The following is an 18,660-nucleotide window of genomic DNA, read 5'->3' as shown; positions in this document are numbered from 1 at the left end:
GACGCCCCTGGGGGCGCTAGCAAACTGAAAGTTGGATGGCGGGTTGAACCGACCGGTCACATTTAAGCATTGTCGGACGAAAACGCCTAAGTTAACAAATCCTCGAGGCGACCGTGCAAGCGCTCCGGCAGGTTCTCCTGGATCTCGATCACCGCTCGGTTGATCGCACTTTGGAAACCCTGCACACCCGCCGACCCGTGACTCTTGATCACGATACCTTGCAACCCGAGGAAACTCGCACCGTTGTGCCGCGCCGGCGCCAGGTCCGCCTGCAAGCGACGCATCAACGGCAGCGCCAGGGCGCCGACCACCCGCGAAGCGAGGCTTTGCCTGAACAAGGTCTCGATGCGCTGGCCGATCATGGTCGCCAGCCCCTCGCTGGACTTGAGCAGGATATTGCCCACGAAACCGTCACAGACCACCACATCGGCCTCGCCACGGTACAGACCATCGCCTTCGACGAAACCGATGTAGTTGATGCCCCGCGCAGCCTGCAACAACGTGGCCGCCAGCTTGACCTGCTGATTGCCCTTGATGTCTTCGGTGCCGATGTTCAGCAACGCCACGCGAGGGCGCACGATGCCCAGGGTTTCAGCCGCGACCGAGCCCATCACCGCAAACTGCAGCAGATGCTCGGCGCTGCAATCGACGTTCGCCCCCAGGTCGAGCAACTGACAGAACCCACGCTGGGTCGGGATCGCCGCCACCATCGCGGGCCGGTCGATACCTGGCAAGGTCTTGAGCACATAACGCGACAGCGCCATCAGTGCACCGGTATTGCCCGCACTGACACAAGCCTGGACCTTGCCATCACGCAGCAGCTCAAGGGCCACGCGCATCGAGGCGTCAGGCTTGCCGCGCAGGGCCTGGGCCGGCTTTTCGTCCATGGTGATGATTTCGGACGCCGGGACAATCGTCAGGCGCGCGCGATCCACAGCCGATTGGCCGCTGAGCATGTCTTCCAGGAGGGGGGATTGACCGACGAGGGTCAGGTGCAGCGAGGGCGTAGCATTCAGACAAGCAAGGCTGGCCTGAACAATGCTGCGGGGACCGAAGTCCCCGCCCATTGCGTCAATCGCGATGACTTGAGCGGACAAGTGATTACTCGTCGGCGCCCTTGTCGATCACTTTACGACCACGGTATACGCCTTCTGGCGATACGTGGTGACGCAGGTGAACTTCACCAGTGGTTTTTTCTACGGACAGAGTGCTAGCCTCGAGAGCGTCGTGCGAACGGCGCATGTCACGGGCAGAGCGGGATTTTTTGTTCTGCTGAACAGCCATAATTGATTAACTCCTAAACGTTTGGGTCACGCTTTAACTGCGCCAATACACTGAACGGGTTGGACCGCGTTACCTCGTCCTCGCTCGGTTCGGGCTCATCTGCTCCCGCCGGCTGCTGGCATTCTTCCGGATGATGAGCAGGCACAATGGGCAAGGCGAGCAGAAGCTCCTCCTCGATCAGTGACTGCAGATCCAATGGATCTTCGCCCAGTTCCAGCACGTCATAACCTTTCGGTAACGACTGGGTATTCGCACCCTCCTTCACCACGGCGTAACTGCATTCGCTGTGGATCGGCAGGGTGACCAGCTCAAGACAACGCTGGCAAACCATTTTGACTTCAGTGTCGATAAAGCTGTGGATTACCACAGATTTACGTTCATCTCGTTCAAAAACGAATTTGGCCTGGACCGTACCGACATCGTCGGAAAGCGGGTCGCAGAGTCTCTTCAAATCGGCCAGCAGCAGTTCACCTTGAAGGGTGGTGCCACGGTCAGCCAATTTGCGCGGGTCAACGTGAGGTGGAATCGGGTCATTCAACATAGGCGCAGCATTATAGGGATGCCCCCGGCCATGTCAAAGGAAATTCAGCCCTGTCCGTCACTTGCGTGCCTCGCTAGAATTCGTCCCCGACTCCTGGAGATGCCCATGCTGCCTTTATTACTTGCCTCAAGCTCGGTCTACCGCCGGGAATTGCTCGCCCGCCTGGGGCTGCCGTTCGTCTGCAGCTCACCCGATATCGACGAAAGCCATCGGCCCGGCGAACCCGCCCTTGAACTGGTCAAACGCCTGGCCCGGGAAAAAGCCCTGGCATTGGCCCAAAGCTATCCAGGGCACCTGATCATCGGCTCAGACCAGGTCGCCGTGCTCGGCGAGCGCATCCTGGGCAAGCCTCACACCTTCGAGAACGCCCGCGAACAGCTGTTGGCCGCCAGCGGCGCCAAGGTCACGTTCCTGACCGGCCTGGCGCTGCTCAACAGCCAGACAGGCGCCTGCCAGGTCGATTGCGTTGCATTTACAGTCAATATGCGCACCCTGGATCCAGGCCGCGTCGAACGCTACCTGCGCGCCGAGCAACCCTACGATTGCGCCGGCAGCTTCAAGGCCGAGGGGCTGGGCGTAAGCCTGTTCCAGAGCACCGAAGGACCGGACGCCACCAGCCTGGTCGGGCTGCCGCTGATTCGCCTTGTGGACATGTTGCTGGCCGAGGGTGTGCAAATCCCCTGAAGCCTGGGCATTGAGAGCAACCACTGCTAAATACAAAACTTGTAAATACAAAACTTGTGGCGAGGGGATTTATCCCCGTTGGCGCGAAGCGGCCCTATCAATGGAGCCGCGCACCGAGGCGACAGACTAAGGGGCGCTTCGCGCCCCAGCGGGGATAAATCCCCTCGCCACAGAGGCTGTCAGCCTCTCCTGCATTGAAGCGCCAAGACAATCAGCGCAACGCCGGACCCTGGAACCCCATCCACATCGCCAGACGCTCGGCGATGCTGGCGCCCAGTTTTTTCGAGAAACGGTCGAGCGGCGACTCTTCAATGGTGAAATCCACCAGCTCCTTCTCGCCAATCACGTCCCGAGCCACCGAGCTGGCGCTACCCAAGCCATCGATCAAGCCCAGCGGCAACGCCTGCTCGCCCGACCAGACCAGCCCGGAGAAGAGCTCCGGGTGCTCCTTGTCTTTCAGGCGCTCGCCCCGCCCCTTCTTGACGCTGGCGATGAACTGCTTATGGGTAGTGTCGAGCACCCCCTGCCAGAACGCCGTTTCCTCAGGCTTTTGCGGCTGGAACGGATCGAGGAAGGATTTGTGCTCGCCCGCGGTATAGACCCGGCGCTCCACCCCAAGCTTGTCCAGCGTCTGGACGAAGCCATAACCCGCCGCCGTCACGCCAATGGAGCCTACCAGGCTGGCCTTGTCGGCATAGATCTGGTCCGCCGCACTGGCGATGTAGTAGGCACCGGAGGCACCGAGGTCGGAAATCACCGCGTAGACCTTGATATCCGGATGCGCCGCGCGCAAGCGGACGATTTCGTCATAGACGTAGCCGGCCTGCACCGGACTGCCACCCGGACTGTTGATGCGCAGCACCACGCCCTTGACCTTCGAATCTTCGAACGCGGCCCTCAGGCTGCCGACAATATTGTCCGCACTGGCCGCCTCTTTGTCGGCAATCATGCCTTCGATGTCGATGACCGCCGTATAGGCCGAACCACCCCCCGGACTCTTCTTGCCATCAACCGCCTGGAAGATCAACGCCAAGCCGAAAAACAGATAGATGAAGACCAGGCATTTGAAGAAGATCCCCCAGCGCCGCGCACGACGCTGCTCCTCCACCCCGGCCAACAGGGTCTTTTCCAGCAGCTTCCAGCTTTTTTCGTCACCGTTGTCAGCGCTCGCTTTGGCCGGTGCCTTCCATTCATCGGTCATACATGCATCCTCAACAGACTTTAATCGGCGCGCTGGCTCAGCCAGGCGTGCAATTCAGGAAAATGATCAATCGCCAGTCGCGGCTCGAACGCCTTGAGCGCCTCGATGGACTGCGCACCATAGCTGACAGCCACCGAACCCATGCCGGCATTGCGCGCCATCTGCAGGTCGAACGAGGAATCCCCCACCATCAACGCCTGCGCAGGCAGCACCCCACAATGAGCCAGTATCTGCTCGAGCATCAGCGGATGCGGCTTGCTGGCCGTCTCATCGGCGGCACGGGTGATATCGAAATAATCGTCCCAACCATGGGCCTTCAATACCCGATCCAGCCCGCGACGGGCCTTGCCGGTCGCGACCGCCAAGCGATAACCCTCGCCCTTCAAGGTTTCAAGGGTATGAACCACGCCCTCGAACAACGGCGAAGGCTCGGCCTCCAGTGCAATGTAGTGATCGGCATAGTGCTGGCGAAAAACCACCAGCTCATCGTCGTCGATCTCCGGGTACAAACTGCGAATCGCTTCCGGCAACCCCAAGCCGATGATGCCCTTCACCGCAAAATCGTCGCACCGGGCAAAACCCGAGCGATCCGATGCGACATGCATCGACTCCACGATCCGACCGATGGAATTGGCAAGAGTGCCGTCCCAATCGAATATCAGCAATTTGTACTCAGGATGCACTCAGCCGCTCCACCGTCTTGGCCCACATGTCATCCACTGGGGCCTGCAATTTCAGCTCGCCGCCATCGGGCAGCGGCACGGTGAGCATATAGGCGTGGAGAAACAGGCGCTTGCCGCCCAGGTCGCGGATTTCCTTGGTGAAATCGTCATCGCCGTATTTACTGTCACCGGCAATGCAGTGGCCGGCGTGCAGGGTATGGACGCGGATCTGATGCGTGCGCCCGGTCACAGGCTTGGCCTCGACCAAGGTGGCGAAGTCGTCGAAACGGCGCAACACCTTGAACACCGTCAGCGCCTCCTTGCCCTCCTCATTGACTTCGACCATGCGCTCGCCGGAGCGCAGGTTGCTCTTGAGCAGCGGCGCACGCACTTGTTTGATGGAGGTTTCCCAGCGGCCACGCACCAGCGCCATGTAGCGCTTGTCGACGCCGTCGCCGCGCAGTTGCTCGTGCAAGTGGCGCAACATGCTGCGTTTCTTGGCGATCATCAGCAGGCCGGAGGTGTCGCGGTCGAGGCGATGGACCAGTTCCAGCTCCTTGGCGTCCGGACGCAACTGACGAAAGGCTTCGATCACCCCGAAATTCAGGCCGCTGCCGCCGTGAACCGCAATGCCCGCGGGCTTGTTGATCACGATCAGGGCCTTGTCTTCGTAGACGATCGAGGCTTCAAGGCGTTGCAACAATCCCTGGGCCAAGGGCACCGGCTCATCGCGCTCGGGCACACGAACCGGCGGCACGCGCACGATGTCACCGGCCTGGAGCTTGTATTCGGGCTTGATCCGACCTTTGTTCACCCGCACTTCGCCTTTGCGCAAAATGCGGTAGATCAAGGTCTTGGGCACGCCTTTGAGCCGGGCCAGCAGGAAATTATCGATTCGTTGGCCGGCATATTCCGGCGAGACCTCGAGCAGTTGAACGCCAGGGGTCGAAGGGGCAGTAGTTGTCATGGCGGCGATCATAACAATTTTTTATGGAATTGAAGCACTTAATCATTGCTGCTATAGTCGCGAACGCCGCCAAAAGTGGCTGGACAGTGGACCAGCGGTCAAAAACCGGCCCTGACCAACGCAATTCACGAGGACGAGAGGCCGTCCTACGGGGCTTTCGCTACGTAACGGTAGAGTTTTCAGGTGTAACGAGCGCAGGTGACATGAGGCCTGAAATACGCCGCAAAGCAGAGTTTTGACTCGCCTTGCGCGCCACATTCACGGCCAGTTCACAAAGTGCAGTCAGCTGCGAACGACCCCGAGCGAGAGCTTCGGAAACAACGCCTAAATTAGCCATGATGCGTGACCTCCCCTTCCGGAGCTCACGGTAAATGCCAACCCGCTGCGGATTCTGCGCGCGGCAGCACCCGAATTATCAGGGATACGTGTAGGGTGGAGACGTACAACCGTCGGACTGTGTAGCACTAGGCTTATATTTAGACGCTTCATCTCGTCCACAGACGCCGGTTGATTCCTCCTCCTGACTGAGTGCTTGAGTACCAGCAAGCAGGACGCGTCCGTCGCGACTTCGCCATCATTGGGCCGAACTCGCTGGACACTGGAATGGCCTCGCCATCTCCAGGACGCACCTGACACCGACCGTGAGAAGTCGTGTGTGCCGAACGCCGTTTCCGGCAGCCCGGAAACCGACGGTACTACATGAAAAGAATGCTGATTAACGCAACTCAACCCGAAGAGTTGCGTGTTGCACTGGTAGACGGCCAGCGCCTCTACGACCTGGATATCGAATCCGGTGCACGCGAGCAGAAGAAGGCCAACATCTATAAAGGCCGGATTACTCGCATCGAACCAAGCCTTGAGGCTGCCTTTGTCGATTTCGGCTCCGAGCGCCATGGCTTCCTGCCCCTCAAAGAAATCTCCCGCGAATACTTCAAGAAGGCCCCTGAAGGCCGCGTCAACATCAAGGACGTCCTGAGCGAAGGCCAGGAAGTCATCGTCCAGGTCGAAAAAGAAGAACGTGGCAACAAGGGCGCCGCCCTGACCACCTTCATCAGCCTGGCCGGCCGTTACCTGGTCCTGATGCCAAACAACCCGCGTGCCGGCGGCATCTCCCGCCGCATCGAAGGCGAAGAGCGCAACGAACTGCGCGAAGCCCTCAACGGCCTGGTCGCGCCAGCCGACATGGGCCTGATCGTGCGCACTGCCGGCCTGGGCCGCAGCAGCGAAGAAATGCAGTGGGACCTCGACTACCTGCTGCAACTGTGGACCGCCATCAAAGAAGCCTCGCTGGATCGTTCCGCGCCGTTCCTGATCTACCAGGAAAGCAACGTGATCATCCGCGCCATCCGCGATTACCTGCGCCAGGACATCGGCGAAGTGCTGATCGACAGCGTCGAAGCCCAGGACGAAGCCCTGACCTTCATTCGCCAGGTGATGCCGCAGTACGCCAGCAAGATCAAGCTCTACGAAGACAGCGTTCCGCTGTTCAACCGTTTCCAGATCGAAAGCCAGATCGAGACCGCCTTCCAGCGCGTCGTCGAACTGCCGTCCGGCGGCTCCATCGTCATCGATCCGACCGAAGCCCTGGTGTCCATCGACATCAACTCGGCCCGCGCCACCAAAGGCAGCGACATCGAAGAAACCGCCCTGCAGACCAACCTTGAAGCGGCCGAGGAAATCGCCCGTCAGTTGCGCCTGCGCGACATCGGCGGCCTGATCGTCATCGACTTCATCGACATGACCCCGGCCAAGAACCAGCGCGCCGTGGAAGAAAAGGTCCGTGAATGCCTGGAAGCCGACCGCGCCCGCGTACAGGTCGGTCGCATCTCGCGCTTCGGCCTGCTGGAAATGTCCCGTCAGCGCCTGCGTCCATCCCTGGGCGAAAGCAGCGGCATCGTTTGCCCGCGTTGCAACGGCACCGGCATCATCCGTGACGTCGAGTCGCTGTCCCTGGCGATCCTGCGCCTGATCGAAGAAGAAGCCCTGAAAGACCGCACCGCCGAAGTTCGCGCCCAGGTGCCGATCCCGGTGGCCGCGTTCCTGCTCAACGAAAAACGCAACTCGATCACCAAGATCGAACTGCGCACCCGCGCCCGCATCGTCATCCTGCCGAACGATCACCTCGAGACACCGCACTTCGAAGTGCAGCGCCTGCGCGATGACAGCCCGGAAGCCCACACCAACCAGTCCAGCTACGAAATCGCTGCCGCCGCCGCCGAAGTGGAAGAAGTCCAGCCGGCCGCCGCCACTCGCACCCTGGTTCGCCAGGAAGCCGCGGTCAAGACGGCTCCGGCCCGCGCCAACGCTCCGGTTCCGACCGAAGTGGCCGCTCCGGTTGCCGCCCCGGCCGCAGCCCCCGAACCAAGCCTGTTCAAAGGCCTGGTGAAGTCGCTGGTCAGCCTGTTCGCCACCAAGGAAGAACCCGCCACCCCGGCCGTCGTCGCCAAGCCTGCCGCTACCGAGCGTCCTGCCCGCAACGAAGAACGCCGCAACGGTCGCCAGCAGACCCGCAACCGCAACGGTCGTCGCGATGAAGAGCGCAAGCCTCGCGAAGAACGTGCACCGCGTGAAGAACGTGCGCCACGTGAGCCGCGTGAAGAACGCCAGCCGCGCGAAGCCCGTGAGGAAGCGCCAGCCGTAGCCCGCGAAGAACGCGCACCGCGTCCGCCGCGCGAAGAACGTCAGCCACGCGCACCGCGTGAAGACCGCAAGCCACGTGGCGAGCGCGAAGAACGTGTTCGTGAACTGCGCGAGCCACTGGATGCCGCCCCGGCTGTGGCTGCCGCCACCGCTGAAGAGCGTCCAGCCCGCCAGCCTCGTGAAGAACGCGCACCGCGTCCTCCACGTGAAGAACGCCAACCACGCGCCGAGCAGGCAACCGCCGCTGCCAGCGAAGAAGAAGTGCTGAATGCCGAAGAGCAGCTGCAGGAAGATGGCCAGGACACCGCCGAAGGCGATCGTCCACGCCGCCGCTCCCGTGGTCAGCGTCGTCGCAGCAACCGTCGTGAACGTCAGCGCGACGCCAACGGCAACGTGATCGAAGGTTCGGAAGAGTCCGAATCCACCGAGAACGCCGAAGCGCCAAGCGCTGCGGACCTGGCCGCCGGCCTGGCCGTGACCGCGGCCGTTGCCAGCAGCGCGATCAGCGCCCCGGCTGAAGCCCAGGCTCACGAACAAGCCGAACGTGCCACCGCTGCGGTGGAAAACGCGCCGGTTGAAGCGCCTGTAGTCGAAGCCACCACCCCGGTAGAAGCCACCGCCTCGCCAGAAGTGGAACTCGCACCGGCCCATGACGCCCAGCCTGAAGCCGAAGTCGCCGTCGAGCCTGCACCGGTCGTCGAGGCTCCAGTCGTTGCTGCCGAACCGGTCGTCGAAGCACCGGCCGAGGAAAAGGCACCAGAGCCTGTCCGCGAAGAGCAGACTGCGTTCAACTGGACCGCCGAGCCAGCCGCACCGGCACCTGTTGTCGAGCCTGAGCCGGCACCAGAGCCCGTGAAAGCGGTCGAGCCAGAAGTGATCGAGCCTGCTCCAGTGGTCGAGGCACCGGTGGTTGCCGAAGTCCCGGCCCCGGTGGAAGAGCCTGTACCTGCCAGCGCCCTGACCGCGAATGGCCGTGCACCGAACGATCCACGTGAAGTGCGTCGTCGCAAGCGTGAAGCCGAGCGTCTGCAGAAGGAAGCCGAACAAGCTGCCGCTGCCGCCGCTCAAGCGCCTGCTGCCGAGCCTGCGCCAGTCGTGGAAGAAGTCGCCGAGGCAGCCCCTGCCCCTGCCCCTGCCCCTGCCCCGGCCGCCGAAACCCCGGTTGAATCGGCTCCGACGTTCGACGAGCCTCAGCACACCGCTGAAGAAATCGCACCACGTCACACTGAAGCCCTGGAAAAAGAGCACGAGCCTAAACCTCACGCCTGATTCCACCGCCCAGTAAAAAGCCCCGCCTGGTAACCCCAGGCGGGGCTTTTTTATGCCTTCAGAGTTATCCACAGGGGACTGGAAGCGGACAAAAGTCCAATGTGGGAGCGAGCTTGCTCGCGATGGCGCCGGGTCAGCTTGCATCAATGCTGAAGTCAGACCGCTTTCGCGAGCAAGCTCGCTCCCACAGGGTTCTGCGTCGCCTGTTATTTGAAGACCAGTGCCTCTGGCACATCCACGTCCCACGTCACGCCAGGGTCGTCCACCGGCACTTCGACCACTGGCGCCCCGGCAAACAATACCTTGGCTCCCCGATCGCCGGTGAGCGCCATCAGTTTCGGCCCAAACTCACCACCGAATCCAACCGGATGCCCGTACTCACCGGCCAGGACCGGCACGCTGATGCCGTCCGCGCGAATCCCCGCCACCACCTGCTCGATGCTCGACGGCAGGATGAAGGGCATGTCCCCCAGCACCATCAGCCAGCCATCAAGCTCAGGGCAGGCCTGAACACCGGCGGCAATGCTGTCGCCCAGGCCGGGGGAGTCCAGTTCCACGAAATCGCAGCCATAGGCCTGGGCCATGCGAATGGCTTGCGGCCGGTCCTTGCTCGTCACCAGCACGCGCTTTTCCAGGGAGGCTGGCAGATTCACCAGCACCTGCTCGATCACCGAGCGCACGGCACCGTCACGCCCGGTGCAATCGGCGAGCAATTTATCCTTGCCGGGGCCTGCAATCCGGCGAAAACGGCTGCCCGTTCCGGCCGCCAGGATGATCACGCCAATCGACTCGCTCATACGCCCTCCTTACCCACGGCTTACAGCGGTTTTTTCTGCCGCAGTTCCACGCCATTCTTGATGGCCACGATTTCGGCCAGCAGCGACAAGGCGATTTCCGCCGGGGTATGGCTGCCGATATGCAAGCCGATCGGTCCATGCAAGCGCTCAATCGCCTCCGCAGACAAGCCTAGCTGAGCCAGGTTGTCCCGGCGTTTCTGGCTGTTGACCCGCGAACCCAGGGCGCCGACATAAAAAGCCTTGGAGTCCAGTGCCGTGAGCAGCGCCATGTCGTCCAGGCGTGGATCATGGGTCAGCGCCACAATGGCCGTGCGCTCGTCGGTCTGGATGCTCAACACGGCTTCGTCGGGCATCCCCGGGACGAAGCGCCCATGCTGTTCCTCCCAACCATAGACGAACTCCTTGCGCGGATCGCAAATCAGCACTTCGAAGTCCAGCAGCCGGGCCATTTCCGCCACGTAGCGCGACAATTGCCCGGCCCCGATCAGCAGCAACCGCCAACGCGGGCCGTAAATGGCCCGCAGCACCTGCCCATCGAACACCAGCACGTCGGTCTTGATGGCCGGGGTCAGGACCACGTTGCCGCTGGCGACCGTCAGTTCACGGGCGACAATTTCATGGGCTTCGCAGCGCTCCAGCAGTTCGGCGACCCACTGTGGATCGCCCACCCGCTCTTCGGTCAGGCGCAGGGTGCCGCCGCACGGCAGGCCGAAGCGCGCCGCTTCTTCGCGGGTGACGCCATAGGTGATCAGTTGCACCGGCGGACCGTCCGCCGGAATACGGCCGTCGTGCAGCCGGGCGATCAGGTCATCCTCGACACAACCGCCCGACACTGAACCGATCACCACGCCATCTTCGCGCAAGGCCAGCATCGCCCCCGGCGGCCTTGGCGCAGTGCCCCAGGTCTGGACCACGGTGAACAACACCACTCGCTGCCCGGCGCGGCGCCACTCGAGCACGCTGCGCAGGACATTCAGATCGACGCTGTCCATCAGGCCTTGGCCTGTTGCCAGCCTTGCAGCTGATAGCGCACAGGCAGGTTACGGATACGCTGGCCGGTGGCGGCGAAAATCGCGTTGCACAGAGCCGGCGCAATCGGCGGCACGCCCGGCTCGCCAACCCCACCCAACGGCACCTCACCCGGCGGCGTGACCAGGTGCACGGCCACTTCCTTGGGGGCCAGGGACATGCGCGCCACTTCGTACATATGAAAATTGTCCTGCTGCACCTTGCCATCCTTGAAACTGATTTCGCCCACCATGGCATTGCCCAGGCCCATGACGCAGGCGCCTTCGAATTGCGAGCGGATGCGCTCGGGGTTGATCTGCGGGCCGCAGTCCACGGCGATGTCCGCCTTGTGCACGATCACCGTGCCATCGTCCTTGACCTCCACCTCGAGCACCGCCGCCACGTAGGTGACGAAGCTGTAGTGCACCGCCAGCCCCAGGCCACGGCCCTTGGGCAGTTCCCGGCCCCAACCGGCGGCCTTCGCGGCGGTTTCCAGCACCGTGCGGATCCGCGCCGTATCAATCGGGTAACGCTCGGGGGATTCGCCGTAGTTCCATTCTTCGCTCAAAGTGCGCGGATCGATCTTACGGTCCGGCCCGAGCAATTTGACCTGGTACTTCAGCGGATCCTGGCCGGCTTTGTGGGCCAGTTCGTCAATGAAGCTCTGGATTGCGAAGCCGTGAGGAATGTTCGACACCGAGCGATACCAGCCCACCCGGGCATGGGCCACCGCCTCGGGGTTCTCCAGGCGCAGGTTGGGAATGGCGTAGGCCATGTTGGTCACGCCCATGCCTATTTCGAACGGTGCCTCGTGAGTCATGCCCGGTGCAAACAGTGCGGTGATGCTCGGGGCTACGGTGCGGTGCAGCCAACCGGACGGCATGCCGTCCTGGTTCAGGCCGGCCTTGAGGTATTCGGCCGATACGGTATGGAAGTACGAGTGATGAATGTCGTCCTCGCGGGTCCATTGCACCCGTACTGCCTGGCCGGGAAACTCCTTGGCGAGGACCGCCGCCTCGACGACAAAGTCAGGTTTTGACTTGCGTCCGAAACCGCCGCCCAGCAACGTGATGTTCACCGTGACCTTCTCGAAAGGAATGCCCAGGCGTTCGGCGACACGCTCACGGGTGACCTGCGGTGCCTGGCTCGGCGCCCAGGCCTCGCATTGGCCGTCCTTGAACCGGGCGACGGCAACCATCGGTTCCATGGGGGACTGGGACAGGTGCGGCAAGTAATACGACGCCTCCAACGTCGAATCAGCCTTGGCCAGCGCATCGTCGAGGTCACCGCTGCTGCGCACGACTTTTCCAGGCTTGAGGGCGGCCGCTTCCAGTTCCTTGCGATAGACAATGGAGTCATAACCGGCATTCGGGCCGTCGTCCCACTGGATTTTCAGCGCCTCGCGGCCCTTGATCGCCGCCCAGGTGTTCTTCGCCACCACCGCTACGCCGCCCAACGGCTGGAATTCCGAGGGCAGCGGACGGCCCTCTATCTGGACCACCTTGACCACGCCCGGTACCTTCAGCGCCGCGCTGCTGTCCACGCTCTTGACCTTGCCGCCATAGACCGGCGGACGCGCGATGACCGCATAGAGCATGCCGTCGAAATGCACATCGGCACCAAACACCGCACGACCGTTGACGATGTCCGCGCCATCGATGGCCCGGCTCGCTTCCTTGCCGATGTAGCGGAACTCCGATGGCTGCTTGAGACGCAAGCTGTCACGGGCCGGCACCGGCAAGGCACTGGCGGCGGCGGCCAATTCGCCATACCCCAATTCACGTCCCGAAGGCTGGTGCAGCACTTTGTGCAGTTGGGCATGGCATTCACCCACCGGGACCTTCCACTGGGCGGCAGCGGCCAGTTCCAGCATGGTCCGGGCGGCAGCCCCGCAACGGCGCATCGGCTCGTACCAGTGACGCATGCTGCGCGAACCGTCGGTGTCCTGGTTGCCGAAACGCGCCTCATCGGCCGGCGCCTGCTTGACCTTGACCAGCGCCCAGTCAGCGTCCAGTTCGTCGGCGACCACCATGCTCAGGCTGGTGCGCACGCCCTGGCCCATTTCCGAACGGTTGCAGATCACGGTCACGCTGCCATCGGCGGCAACGCTGACGTACACCTTCGGGTCGTCGACCGCGCCATGGGGCATGCCCTCGGCGCCGAATTTCTTTTCCTCGGCAAAGGCATCCGGCAGGCCCCACGTTGCCGCCAGCACCAGCACGCCGGTGGCGCTCGCACCCTTGAGGAAACCACGGCGGCTGAGGTTGCTCAGCACGAAATCATCGGGCAAGCGGCTCATGCCTTGGCCTCCTTCAGGTGAGTGGAAGCCTGGCGGATCGCGGTCTTGATCCGGTTATACGTGCCGCAACGGCAGAGGTTGCCGACCATAGCTTCTTCGATCTGCTCATCGCTCGGGTTGGGGTTGGTCTTGAGCAATGCGGTGGCGGACATGATCTGCCCGCCCTGGCAGTAACCGCACTGAGCCACCGCCGTGTCGAGCCAGGCCTTCTGGACGATTTGCCCGACCGGGTCGGCATGAAGCCCGTCGATGGTGCTGACGTCCTGCCCTTTCACCGAGCCGATTGGCGTGATGCAACTGCGCGCCGGGGCGCCGTCGATGTGGATGGTGCAGGCGCCACACAGGCCCAGGCCACAGCCGAATTTGGTACCGTTGTAACCGGCCACATCCCGGATAGCCCACAGCAGCGGCATGTCCTCGGTCACATCCAGTTGATGGTCTTTTCCATTGAGTTTCAGGGTAATCATGGGCACGCCCGCACATTATTCGAGTGATGGGGTCGAGCAATCTGCCGCTTGGGTAACGGGTCGGTTGTCGCAGACTGGCTCAGGCTGATCGGGCTCTCTTATGCAGTCGCACACAGGCGTCTGCACCGGTCCTTTAGGATGCGATGGTCGCATCGTTAGCGAACTAAATTAACCCAGGATCAAGCAAAACGCCCTGCACAATCCTGCACAAATGATCTGTGCGTGATTGTGGCAGGGCGTTGTTCAGTTGATCGCGAGCAAGCTTTGCTCCCACCGCGCTCAGTACCGATTGGGCTCCATTTCCAGCTCGACCTGGAAACGTTCGGCAATGTCTTTCTGGATGCGCAAGGCCAGGTCCAACAGTTGCGGGCCCGTGGCATTGCCGTAGTTGACCAGCACCAACGCCTGCAACTTATGCACACCCGCATCACCCTCGCGAAAGCCCTTCCAGCCGGCCCGTTCGATCAGCCAGCCGGCGGCGATTTTCATCTGCCCTTCGGGCTGTGGATAAGCCACAAGATCAGGGTATTGCTGCTTGAGATACGCCACGTGCGTGGCCGGCACCAGCGGGTTCTTGAAGAAGCTGCCGGCATTGCCCAGCATGGCCGGGTCGGGGAGTTTTTCGCTGCGGATGCTGCAAATGGCCCGGCTCACATCCGTGGGCGTCGGCTGATCGATGCCCTGTTCGGTCAGTCGCTGGCGAACCGGGCCGTACTCCAGATGCAAGTGTGCGGCGCGGCTGAGGGCAAAGCGCACCCGCAGGATCAACCAGCGACCCGCTTGCTGTTTGAACAGGCTGTCGCGATAAGCAAACCGACAGTCTTCAAGGGTGAAGTCCCTCAGCTCGCCGGTCTGGCGATCCAGGGCGGTGAGGCCGGCGAAGACATCCTTGATCTCCACACCGTAGGCGCCGATGTTTTGCATCGGTGCCGCGCCTACGGTACCGGGAATCAGGCTGAGGTTTTCCAGGCCCGACCAGCCTTGCGCCAACGTATGTTGGACGAAGGGATGCCAGGGTTCCCCGGCTTCGGCCTCGATCACCACCCGTTCGCCATCATCGCTGAGCAGGCGGATTCCCTGGCTGGCCATGCGCAGCACCAAGGCGTCGATGTCGCCGGTCAGCAACAGGTTGCTGCCGCCACCGATCACCAGCAGCGGCACGGCATGCTCGCTGGCATAGGCCAGCGCCTGGCGAACATCGCCATCGTCGCGGGCTTCGGCGAACAACCGGGCGCTGACGTCCACGCCAAAACTGTTGAAGGGCTTGAGGCTGACGCCCGCCCGTACCTGCAAGGTCATAACCGCCCCTTCAATTCGATCACCAGGCGATCGGTGGCCCGCTCGATCAAGTCCAACACCTGCTCGAAGCCCTGCTCGCCGTCATAGTACGGGTCAGGCACGTCATCAAGTTCGGCTTCGTAGCGCCGCAGGAACAGATCCAGCTCGGCCTTGCCATTGGCCGGTTGCAGGGCCTGGAGATTGCGCAGGTTGCTGCTGTCCATCGCCAGGATCAGGTCATAGGCGGCAAAATCGGCGCGGGTAACCTGTTGCGCGCGCTGGGCCGACAGGTCGTAGCCACGCTTCAAGGCCGCCGCCTGGCTGCGCTTGTCCGGGGCCTTGCCGACGTGCCAGTCACCGGTGCCGGCGGAAGCGACTTCCACCTGCCCGGCCAGCCCGGCCTCTCGCAACTTGTGGCGCAAGATGCCTTCGGCGGTGGGTGAGCGGCAGATATTGCCGAGACAGACGAACAGGACCCGCATCAGGCCTCCAGCAGGCGGCGAACGCGCTCGAGGTCTTCGGCGGTGTCGACACCGGTCGGTGGGGCGATCAGCGCATCGGCGACATGGATCCGCACGCCATGCCACAGCGCTCGCAGTTGTTCCAGGGCCTCAGTGTTTTCCAGCCAGCACGGACCCCAGGCGACGAAGTCCTGGAGGAAGCCGGCGCGGTAGGCGTAGATGCCGATGTGACGACGGTACGGCACGCCTTGCGGCATCACGTCGCGACCTTGGGCGAAGGCATCCCGCGCCCAGGGCAACGTCGCACGGCTGAAGGTCAACGCCAGGCCATTGAGGTCGCTGACCACCTTGACCACGTTGGGATTGAACAGGGTCTGCACATCCTCGATCGGCTCGGCCAGGGTGGCCATGCGCGCTTCGGTGTGGGCCGCGAGGTTGGCGGCGACCTGATCGATCACGCTCGGCGGGATCAACGGCTCGTCACCTTGCACATTGACCACAATCGCGTCGGCGGCAAGACCGAGCTTCGCCGCGACCTCCGCCAGGCGATCGGTACCGGAATTATGGTCTTCGCGCGTCAGCACGACCTCGGCGCCAAAACCTTTGCAGGCCTCGACGATACGCGCATCGTCAGTCGCCACCACCACGCGCTGGGCGCTGCTTTTACTGGCTTGCTCCCAGACATGCTGGATCATCGGCTTGCCGGCGATCGACAGCAACGGCTTGCCGGGCAGGCGTGTCGAGGCGAAGCGCGACGGAATGACAACGGTAAAGGCGGTGGTCATTTATCCAGACGCTCGTCGGTGGTCAGGGTGCGGGCTTCGCTTTCGAGCATCACCGGGATGCCGTCGCGAATCGGGTAGGCCAGGCCGGCACCCTTGCTGATCAGTTCGGTCTTGTCGGCGCTGAGCTTGAGCGGACCTTTGCAGACCGGGCAGGCCAGAATATCGAGCAGTTTGGTGTCCATGGAATTCCCCTGGGTAAAAGGTGTTAAGGCAAGAGCCGATCCGGCAACAGGCGCATCAACTGCGTATCGAACCAGGCCGCGAAGGCCGGCGACGGCGCGGCGTCCACCGCCAGGTACCACCAGTCGGGCGCGGCGAAGGCACGGCATTTGACCGCGTCTTTTTCCGTCATGACCACCGGCAGGGAAGGCGTGAAGTTCAAGGCCTGGGCGCTGTATTCGGCATGGTCGGCAAACCCGTGCGGTATTGGCCGCCAGTGTAGCGTTTCGAGGGTCTTGAAGAAACGCTGGGGGTTGCCGATGCCGGCCACGGCGTGCAGGGTCTGGCCGGGTGGAAAATGGTCGAGGGGACGGCGTTCGCCACTGGCCAGGTTCACCAGTTCGGTGGGGCGCAATTGGAAGGCAAAGCCGTCTTCGCGGTCGGCACTGGCGCCGTTGTACAGCACGGCGTCGACCGATTGCAGGCGCTCGACCGGTTCGCGCAACGGCCCGGCGGGCAGGCAACGCCGGTTGCCCAGGCCGCGGGCGCTATCGATCAGCACCAGCTCGAGGTCCCGGGCCAGCCGATAATGCTGCATGCCGTCGTCGGACAGGATCAGGTCCAGCGGCTCGGCCTCCAGCAGCGCCTGGACCGCGCGGCTGCGGTCGGGGTCGATCATCAACGGCACGCCCGTGCGCTGGACGATCAACAGCGGCTCGTCCCCCGCGACGTCGGCGCCCTGCCCGGCCGCGACCCGCCATGGCAGTTGCGGCGGCTTGGCGCCATAGCCCCGGCTGACCACCCCGACCCGCAAGCCACTGCGCTGGCAGTGCTGGATCAGCCACAGGATCAACGGCGTCTTGCCAGTGCCACCCACGGTGATATTGCCCACCACCACCAACGGCACGGGGGGCTGGTAGATCTGGCCTTCACCCGCCAGGAAACGCTCGCGCTTGCTCACCACCACCCGCCGGTACAACCACTCCAGCGGCCGTAGCAGGGTCAGGGCCGGGTGGCCTTCGTACCACGCGGCAAGCAATCGATCGGACATGGCCATCAGGGTGCCGGAGCCGCCTCGACCGTGGTCATGCGCAGATGGCTGAAACCGAGCTTGCCGGCCGCGTCCATGGCGGTGATCACCGATTGATGAGGGGTCTTGCCGTCGGCACTGATGGACAGCGGCAGGTTGGTGTCGCCGCCGGATTCTTTCTGCAGGGCCTCGATCAGGCTCGCCAGGTCGCTCTTGGGCAGCAACTGGTTATTCACCGAAAACGCCCCTTCGGCGCTGATGGTGACTTCCAGGTTCTTCAATTGCTGGTCTTCGGCCGGCGAGCCGCTGACGGCTTGCGGCAATTCCACCTTGAGCTGGGTTTCCCGGGTGAACGTGGTGGTCACGACGAAAAACAGCAGCAGGATGAACACCACGTCGATCAGCGACGCGAGGTTGATCTCGATGTTTTCCCGTGGCTTGCGGCGGAATTTCACTGCTTGCCCCCAGCCAGGTCCACGTCACGGTCACCCTGCACCACCTCGACCAGCTTGATGGCTTCCTGCTCCATGCCAACGACCAACTCGTCGACGCGGCGTTGCAGGAACCGATGGAAGAACACGGCCGGAATACCCACCATCAGGCCGGCGGCGGTGGTGATCAGGGCCTTGGAAATCCCCCCGGCCAGTACCGCGGCATTGGTGGTCATGCCAGAGCCGGTAAACGCGCTGAAGATGTCGATCATGCCCAGCACCGTCCCCAGCAGGCCCAGCAGCGGGGACATGGCGGCGATAGTGCCCAGGGTATTGATGTAGCGCTCCAGCTCATGGATGACCCGGGCGGCGGCTTCCTCGATGCACTCCTTCATGATCTCGCGACCATGCTTGGAGTTCGCCAGGCCGGCGGCAAGGACTTCCCCCAAGGGCGAACTGGCCCGCAGCTCCTTGAGCTTGTCCTTGTTCAGTTGCTTGTCCTTGATCCAGACCCAGACCTGCCCGAGCAGATGCTCCGGGGTCACGCGGCTGGCCCGCAGGGTCCACAGGCGTTCGGCAACGATACCCAGTGCCGCGATGGAACTCAGAATGATCGGCAACATCATCCAGCCGCCGGATTTGACCAATTCCCACACAGTGACTGCCCCCTCGAAAAAGTGCGCCACTTTATCACACA

Annotated in this window: 19 protein-coding genes; 2 read left to right on the top strand and 17 right to left on the bottom strand. The window is 62.8% G+C overall.

Annotation, left to right across the window (positions count from 1 at the left end; all coding sequences use genetic code 11):
- Window positions 1-86 precede the first annotated feature (86 nt).
- Genes plsX through BM317_RS14830 form a run of 3 tightly spaced genes read right to left on the bottom strand, consistent with a single transcriptional unit; the run spans window position 87 to window position 1,825 of the window.
- Window positions 87-1,097 carry a phosphate acyltransferase PlsX gene (gene plsX / locus BM317_RS14840; RefSeq protein WP_072406324.1) on the bottom strand — a complete coding sequence of 337 codons (1,011 nt, stop codon included), beginning with the start codon at window positions 1,095-1,097 and terminating at the stop codon, window positions 87-89.
- Between the two features lie 4 nt (window positions 1,098-1,101).
- Complete coding sequence (gene rpmF / locus BM317_RS14835; protein WP_003179396.1) at window positions 1,102-1,284, bottom strand: 50S ribosomal protein L32; 183 nt, start codon at window positions 1,282-1,284, stop codon at window positions 1,102-1,104.
- A gap of 13 nt (window positions 1,285-1,297) precedes the next feature.
- Window positions 1,298-1,825: a YceD family protein gene (locus BM317_RS14830; protein ID WP_003204262.1), complete on the bottom strand. Its 528-nt coding sequence runs from the start codon at window positions 1,823-1,825 to the stop codon at window positions 1,298-1,300.
- A gap of 105 nt (window positions 1,826-1,930) precedes the next feature.
- Here BM317_RS14830 and BM317_RS14825 point away from each other — a divergent pair, with 105 nt between their 5' ends.
- Window positions 1,931-2,509 (top strand): Maf family protein, encoded by a 579-nt coding sequence (locus BM317_RS14825; protein WP_092168504.1) that lies wholly within the window; start codon window positions 1,931-1,933, stop codon window positions 2,507-2,509.
- A 211-nt stretch (window positions 2,510-2,720) separates the two neighbouring features.
- Here BM317_RS14825 and BM317_RS14820 read toward each other — a convergent pair whose 3' ends face one another.
- From BM317_RS14820 to rluC, 3 genes are read right to left on the bottom strand one after another with little or no spacing between them, the layout of a single operon-like run.
- Window positions 2,721-3,710, bottom strand: coding sequence for a S49 family peptidase (locus tag BM317_RS14820; RefSeq protein ID WP_060741227.1), 990 nt, complete (start codon window positions 3,708-3,710; stop codon window positions 2,721-2,723).
- Between the two features lie 20 nt (window positions 3,711-3,730).
- The gene (locus BM317_RS14815) at window positions 3,731-4,393 is read right to left on the bottom strand and encodes an HAD-IA family hydrolase (RefSeq protein WP_092168501.1); all 663 of its coding nucleotides are present in this window, start codon (window positions 4,391-4,393) and stop codon (window positions 3,731-3,733) included.
- The gene (gene rluC / locus BM317_RS14810) at window positions 4,383-5,339 is read right to left on the bottom strand and encodes a 23S rRNA pseudouridine(955/2504/2580) synthase RluC (protein ID WP_060743156.1); all 957 of its coding nucleotides are present in this window, start codon (window positions 5,337-5,339) and stop codon (window positions 4,383-4,385) included. Before rluC ends, BM317_RS14815 begins: the two co-directional genes overlap by 11 nt.
- A 699-nt stretch (window positions 5,340-6,038) precedes the next feature.
- Between rluC and rne the strand changes: the two genes are divergently transcribed.
- Window positions 6,039-9,248, top strand: coding sequence for a ribonuclease E (gene rne, locus BM317_RS14805; protein WP_092474801.1), 3,210 nt, complete (start codon window positions 6,039-6,041; stop codon window positions 9,246-9,248).
- 206 nt (window positions 9,249-9,454) lie between these two features.
- Here the strand turns inward: rne and BM317_RS14800 are convergent, their stop codons facing one another.
- From BM317_RS14800 to BM317_RS14750, 11 genes are all read right to left on the bottom strand, one after another.
- Complete coding sequence (locus BM317_RS14800; RefSeq protein WP_092474798.1) at window positions 9,455-10,045, bottom strand: nucleotidyltransferase family protein; 591 nt, start codon at window positions 10,043-10,045, stop codon at window positions 9,455-9,457.
- A 20-nt stretch (window positions 10,046-10,065) separates the two neighbouring features.
- Window positions 10,066-11,037 carry an XdhC family protein gene (locus tag BM317_RS14795; RefSeq protein WP_092474795.1) on the bottom strand — a complete coding sequence of 324 codons (972 nt, stop codon included), beginning with the start codon at window positions 11,035-11,037 and terminating at the stop codon, window positions 10,066-10,068.
- Window positions 11,037-13,352: a xanthine dehydrogenase family protein molybdopterin-binding subunit gene (locus tag BM317_RS14790; RefSeq protein WP_092168489.1), complete on the bottom strand. Its 2,316-nt coding sequence runs from the start codon at window positions 13,350-13,352 to the stop codon at window positions 11,037-11,039. The genes BM317_RS14795 and BM317_RS14790 overlap by 1 nt, the downstream gene beginning before the upstream one ends.
- Window positions 13,349-13,819, bottom strand: coding sequence for a (2Fe-2S)-binding protein (locus BM317_RS14785; protein ID WP_092168486.1), 471 nt, complete (start codon window positions 13,817-13,819; stop codon window positions 13,349-13,351). The genes BM317_RS14790 and BM317_RS14785 overlap by 4 nt, the downstream gene beginning before the upstream one ends.
- A 279-nt stretch (window positions 13,820-14,098) precedes the next feature.
- Entirely contained in the window at window positions 14,099-15,118 is a 1,020-nt protein-coding gene (gene murB, locus BM317_RS14780; RefSeq protein WP_092168484.1) for a UDP-N-acetylmuramate dehydrogenase, read from the bottom strand.
- Window positions 15,115-15,579, bottom strand: a complete 465-nt coding sequence (locus tag BM317_RS14775; RefSeq protein ID WP_060741219.1) for a low molecular weight protein-tyrosine-phosphatase — start codon at window positions 15,577-15,579, stop codon at window positions 15,115-15,117. The genes murB and BM317_RS14775 overlap by 4 nt, the downstream gene beginning before the upstream one ends.
- Window positions 15,579-16,343, bottom strand: coding sequence for a 3-deoxy-manno-octulosonate cytidylyltransferase (kdsB, locus tag BM317_RS14770; protein WP_092474792.1), 765 nt, complete (start codon window positions 16,341-16,343; stop codon window positions 15,579-15,581). Before kdsB ends, BM317_RS14775 begins: the two co-directional genes overlap by 1 nt.
- Window positions 16,340-16,525 (bottom strand): Trm112 family protein, encoded by a 186-nt coding sequence (locus BM317_RS14765; RefSeq protein WP_003179363.1) that lies wholly within the window; start codon window positions 16,523-16,525, stop codon window positions 16,340-16,342. The genes kdsB and BM317_RS14765 overlap by 4 nt, the downstream gene beginning before the upstream one ends.
- Before the next feature lie 23 nt (window positions 16,526-16,548).
- The gene (gene lpxK / locus BM317_RS14760; protein WP_092474789.1) at window positions 16,549-17,559 is read right to left on the bottom strand and encodes a tetraacyldisaccharide 4'-kinase; all 1,011 of its coding nucleotides are present in this window, start codon (window positions 17,557-17,559) and stop codon (window positions 16,549-16,551) included.
- The gene (locus tag BM317_RS14755) at window positions 17,559-17,987 is read right to left on the bottom strand and encodes an ExbD/TolR family protein (protein WP_053123850.1); all 429 of its coding nucleotides are present in this window, start codon (window positions 17,985-17,987) and stop codon (window positions 17,559-17,561) included. The genes lpxK and BM317_RS14755 overlap by 1 nt, the downstream gene beginning before the upstream one ends.
- Window positions 17,984-18,619, bottom strand: coding sequence for a MotA/TolQ/ExbB proton channel family protein (locus tag BM317_RS14750; protein WP_170842311.1), 636 nt, complete (start codon window positions 18,617-18,619; stop codon window positions 17,984-17,986). The genes BM317_RS14755 and BM317_RS14750 overlap by 4 nt, the downstream gene beginning before the upstream one ends.
- Window positions 18,620-18,660 lie beyond the last annotated feature (41 nt).

The sequence above is a fragment of the Pseudomonas sp. NFACC24-1 genome (assembly GCF_900115235.1).
Lineage (GTDB): Bacteria > Pseudomonadota > Gammaproteobacteria > Pseudomonadales > Pseudomonadaceae > Aquipseudomonas > Aquipseudomonas fluorescens_AA.
The sequence above is the reverse complement of the archived record's forward strand: the minus strand, read 5'-3'. Positions and strand labels throughout refer to the sequence as shown.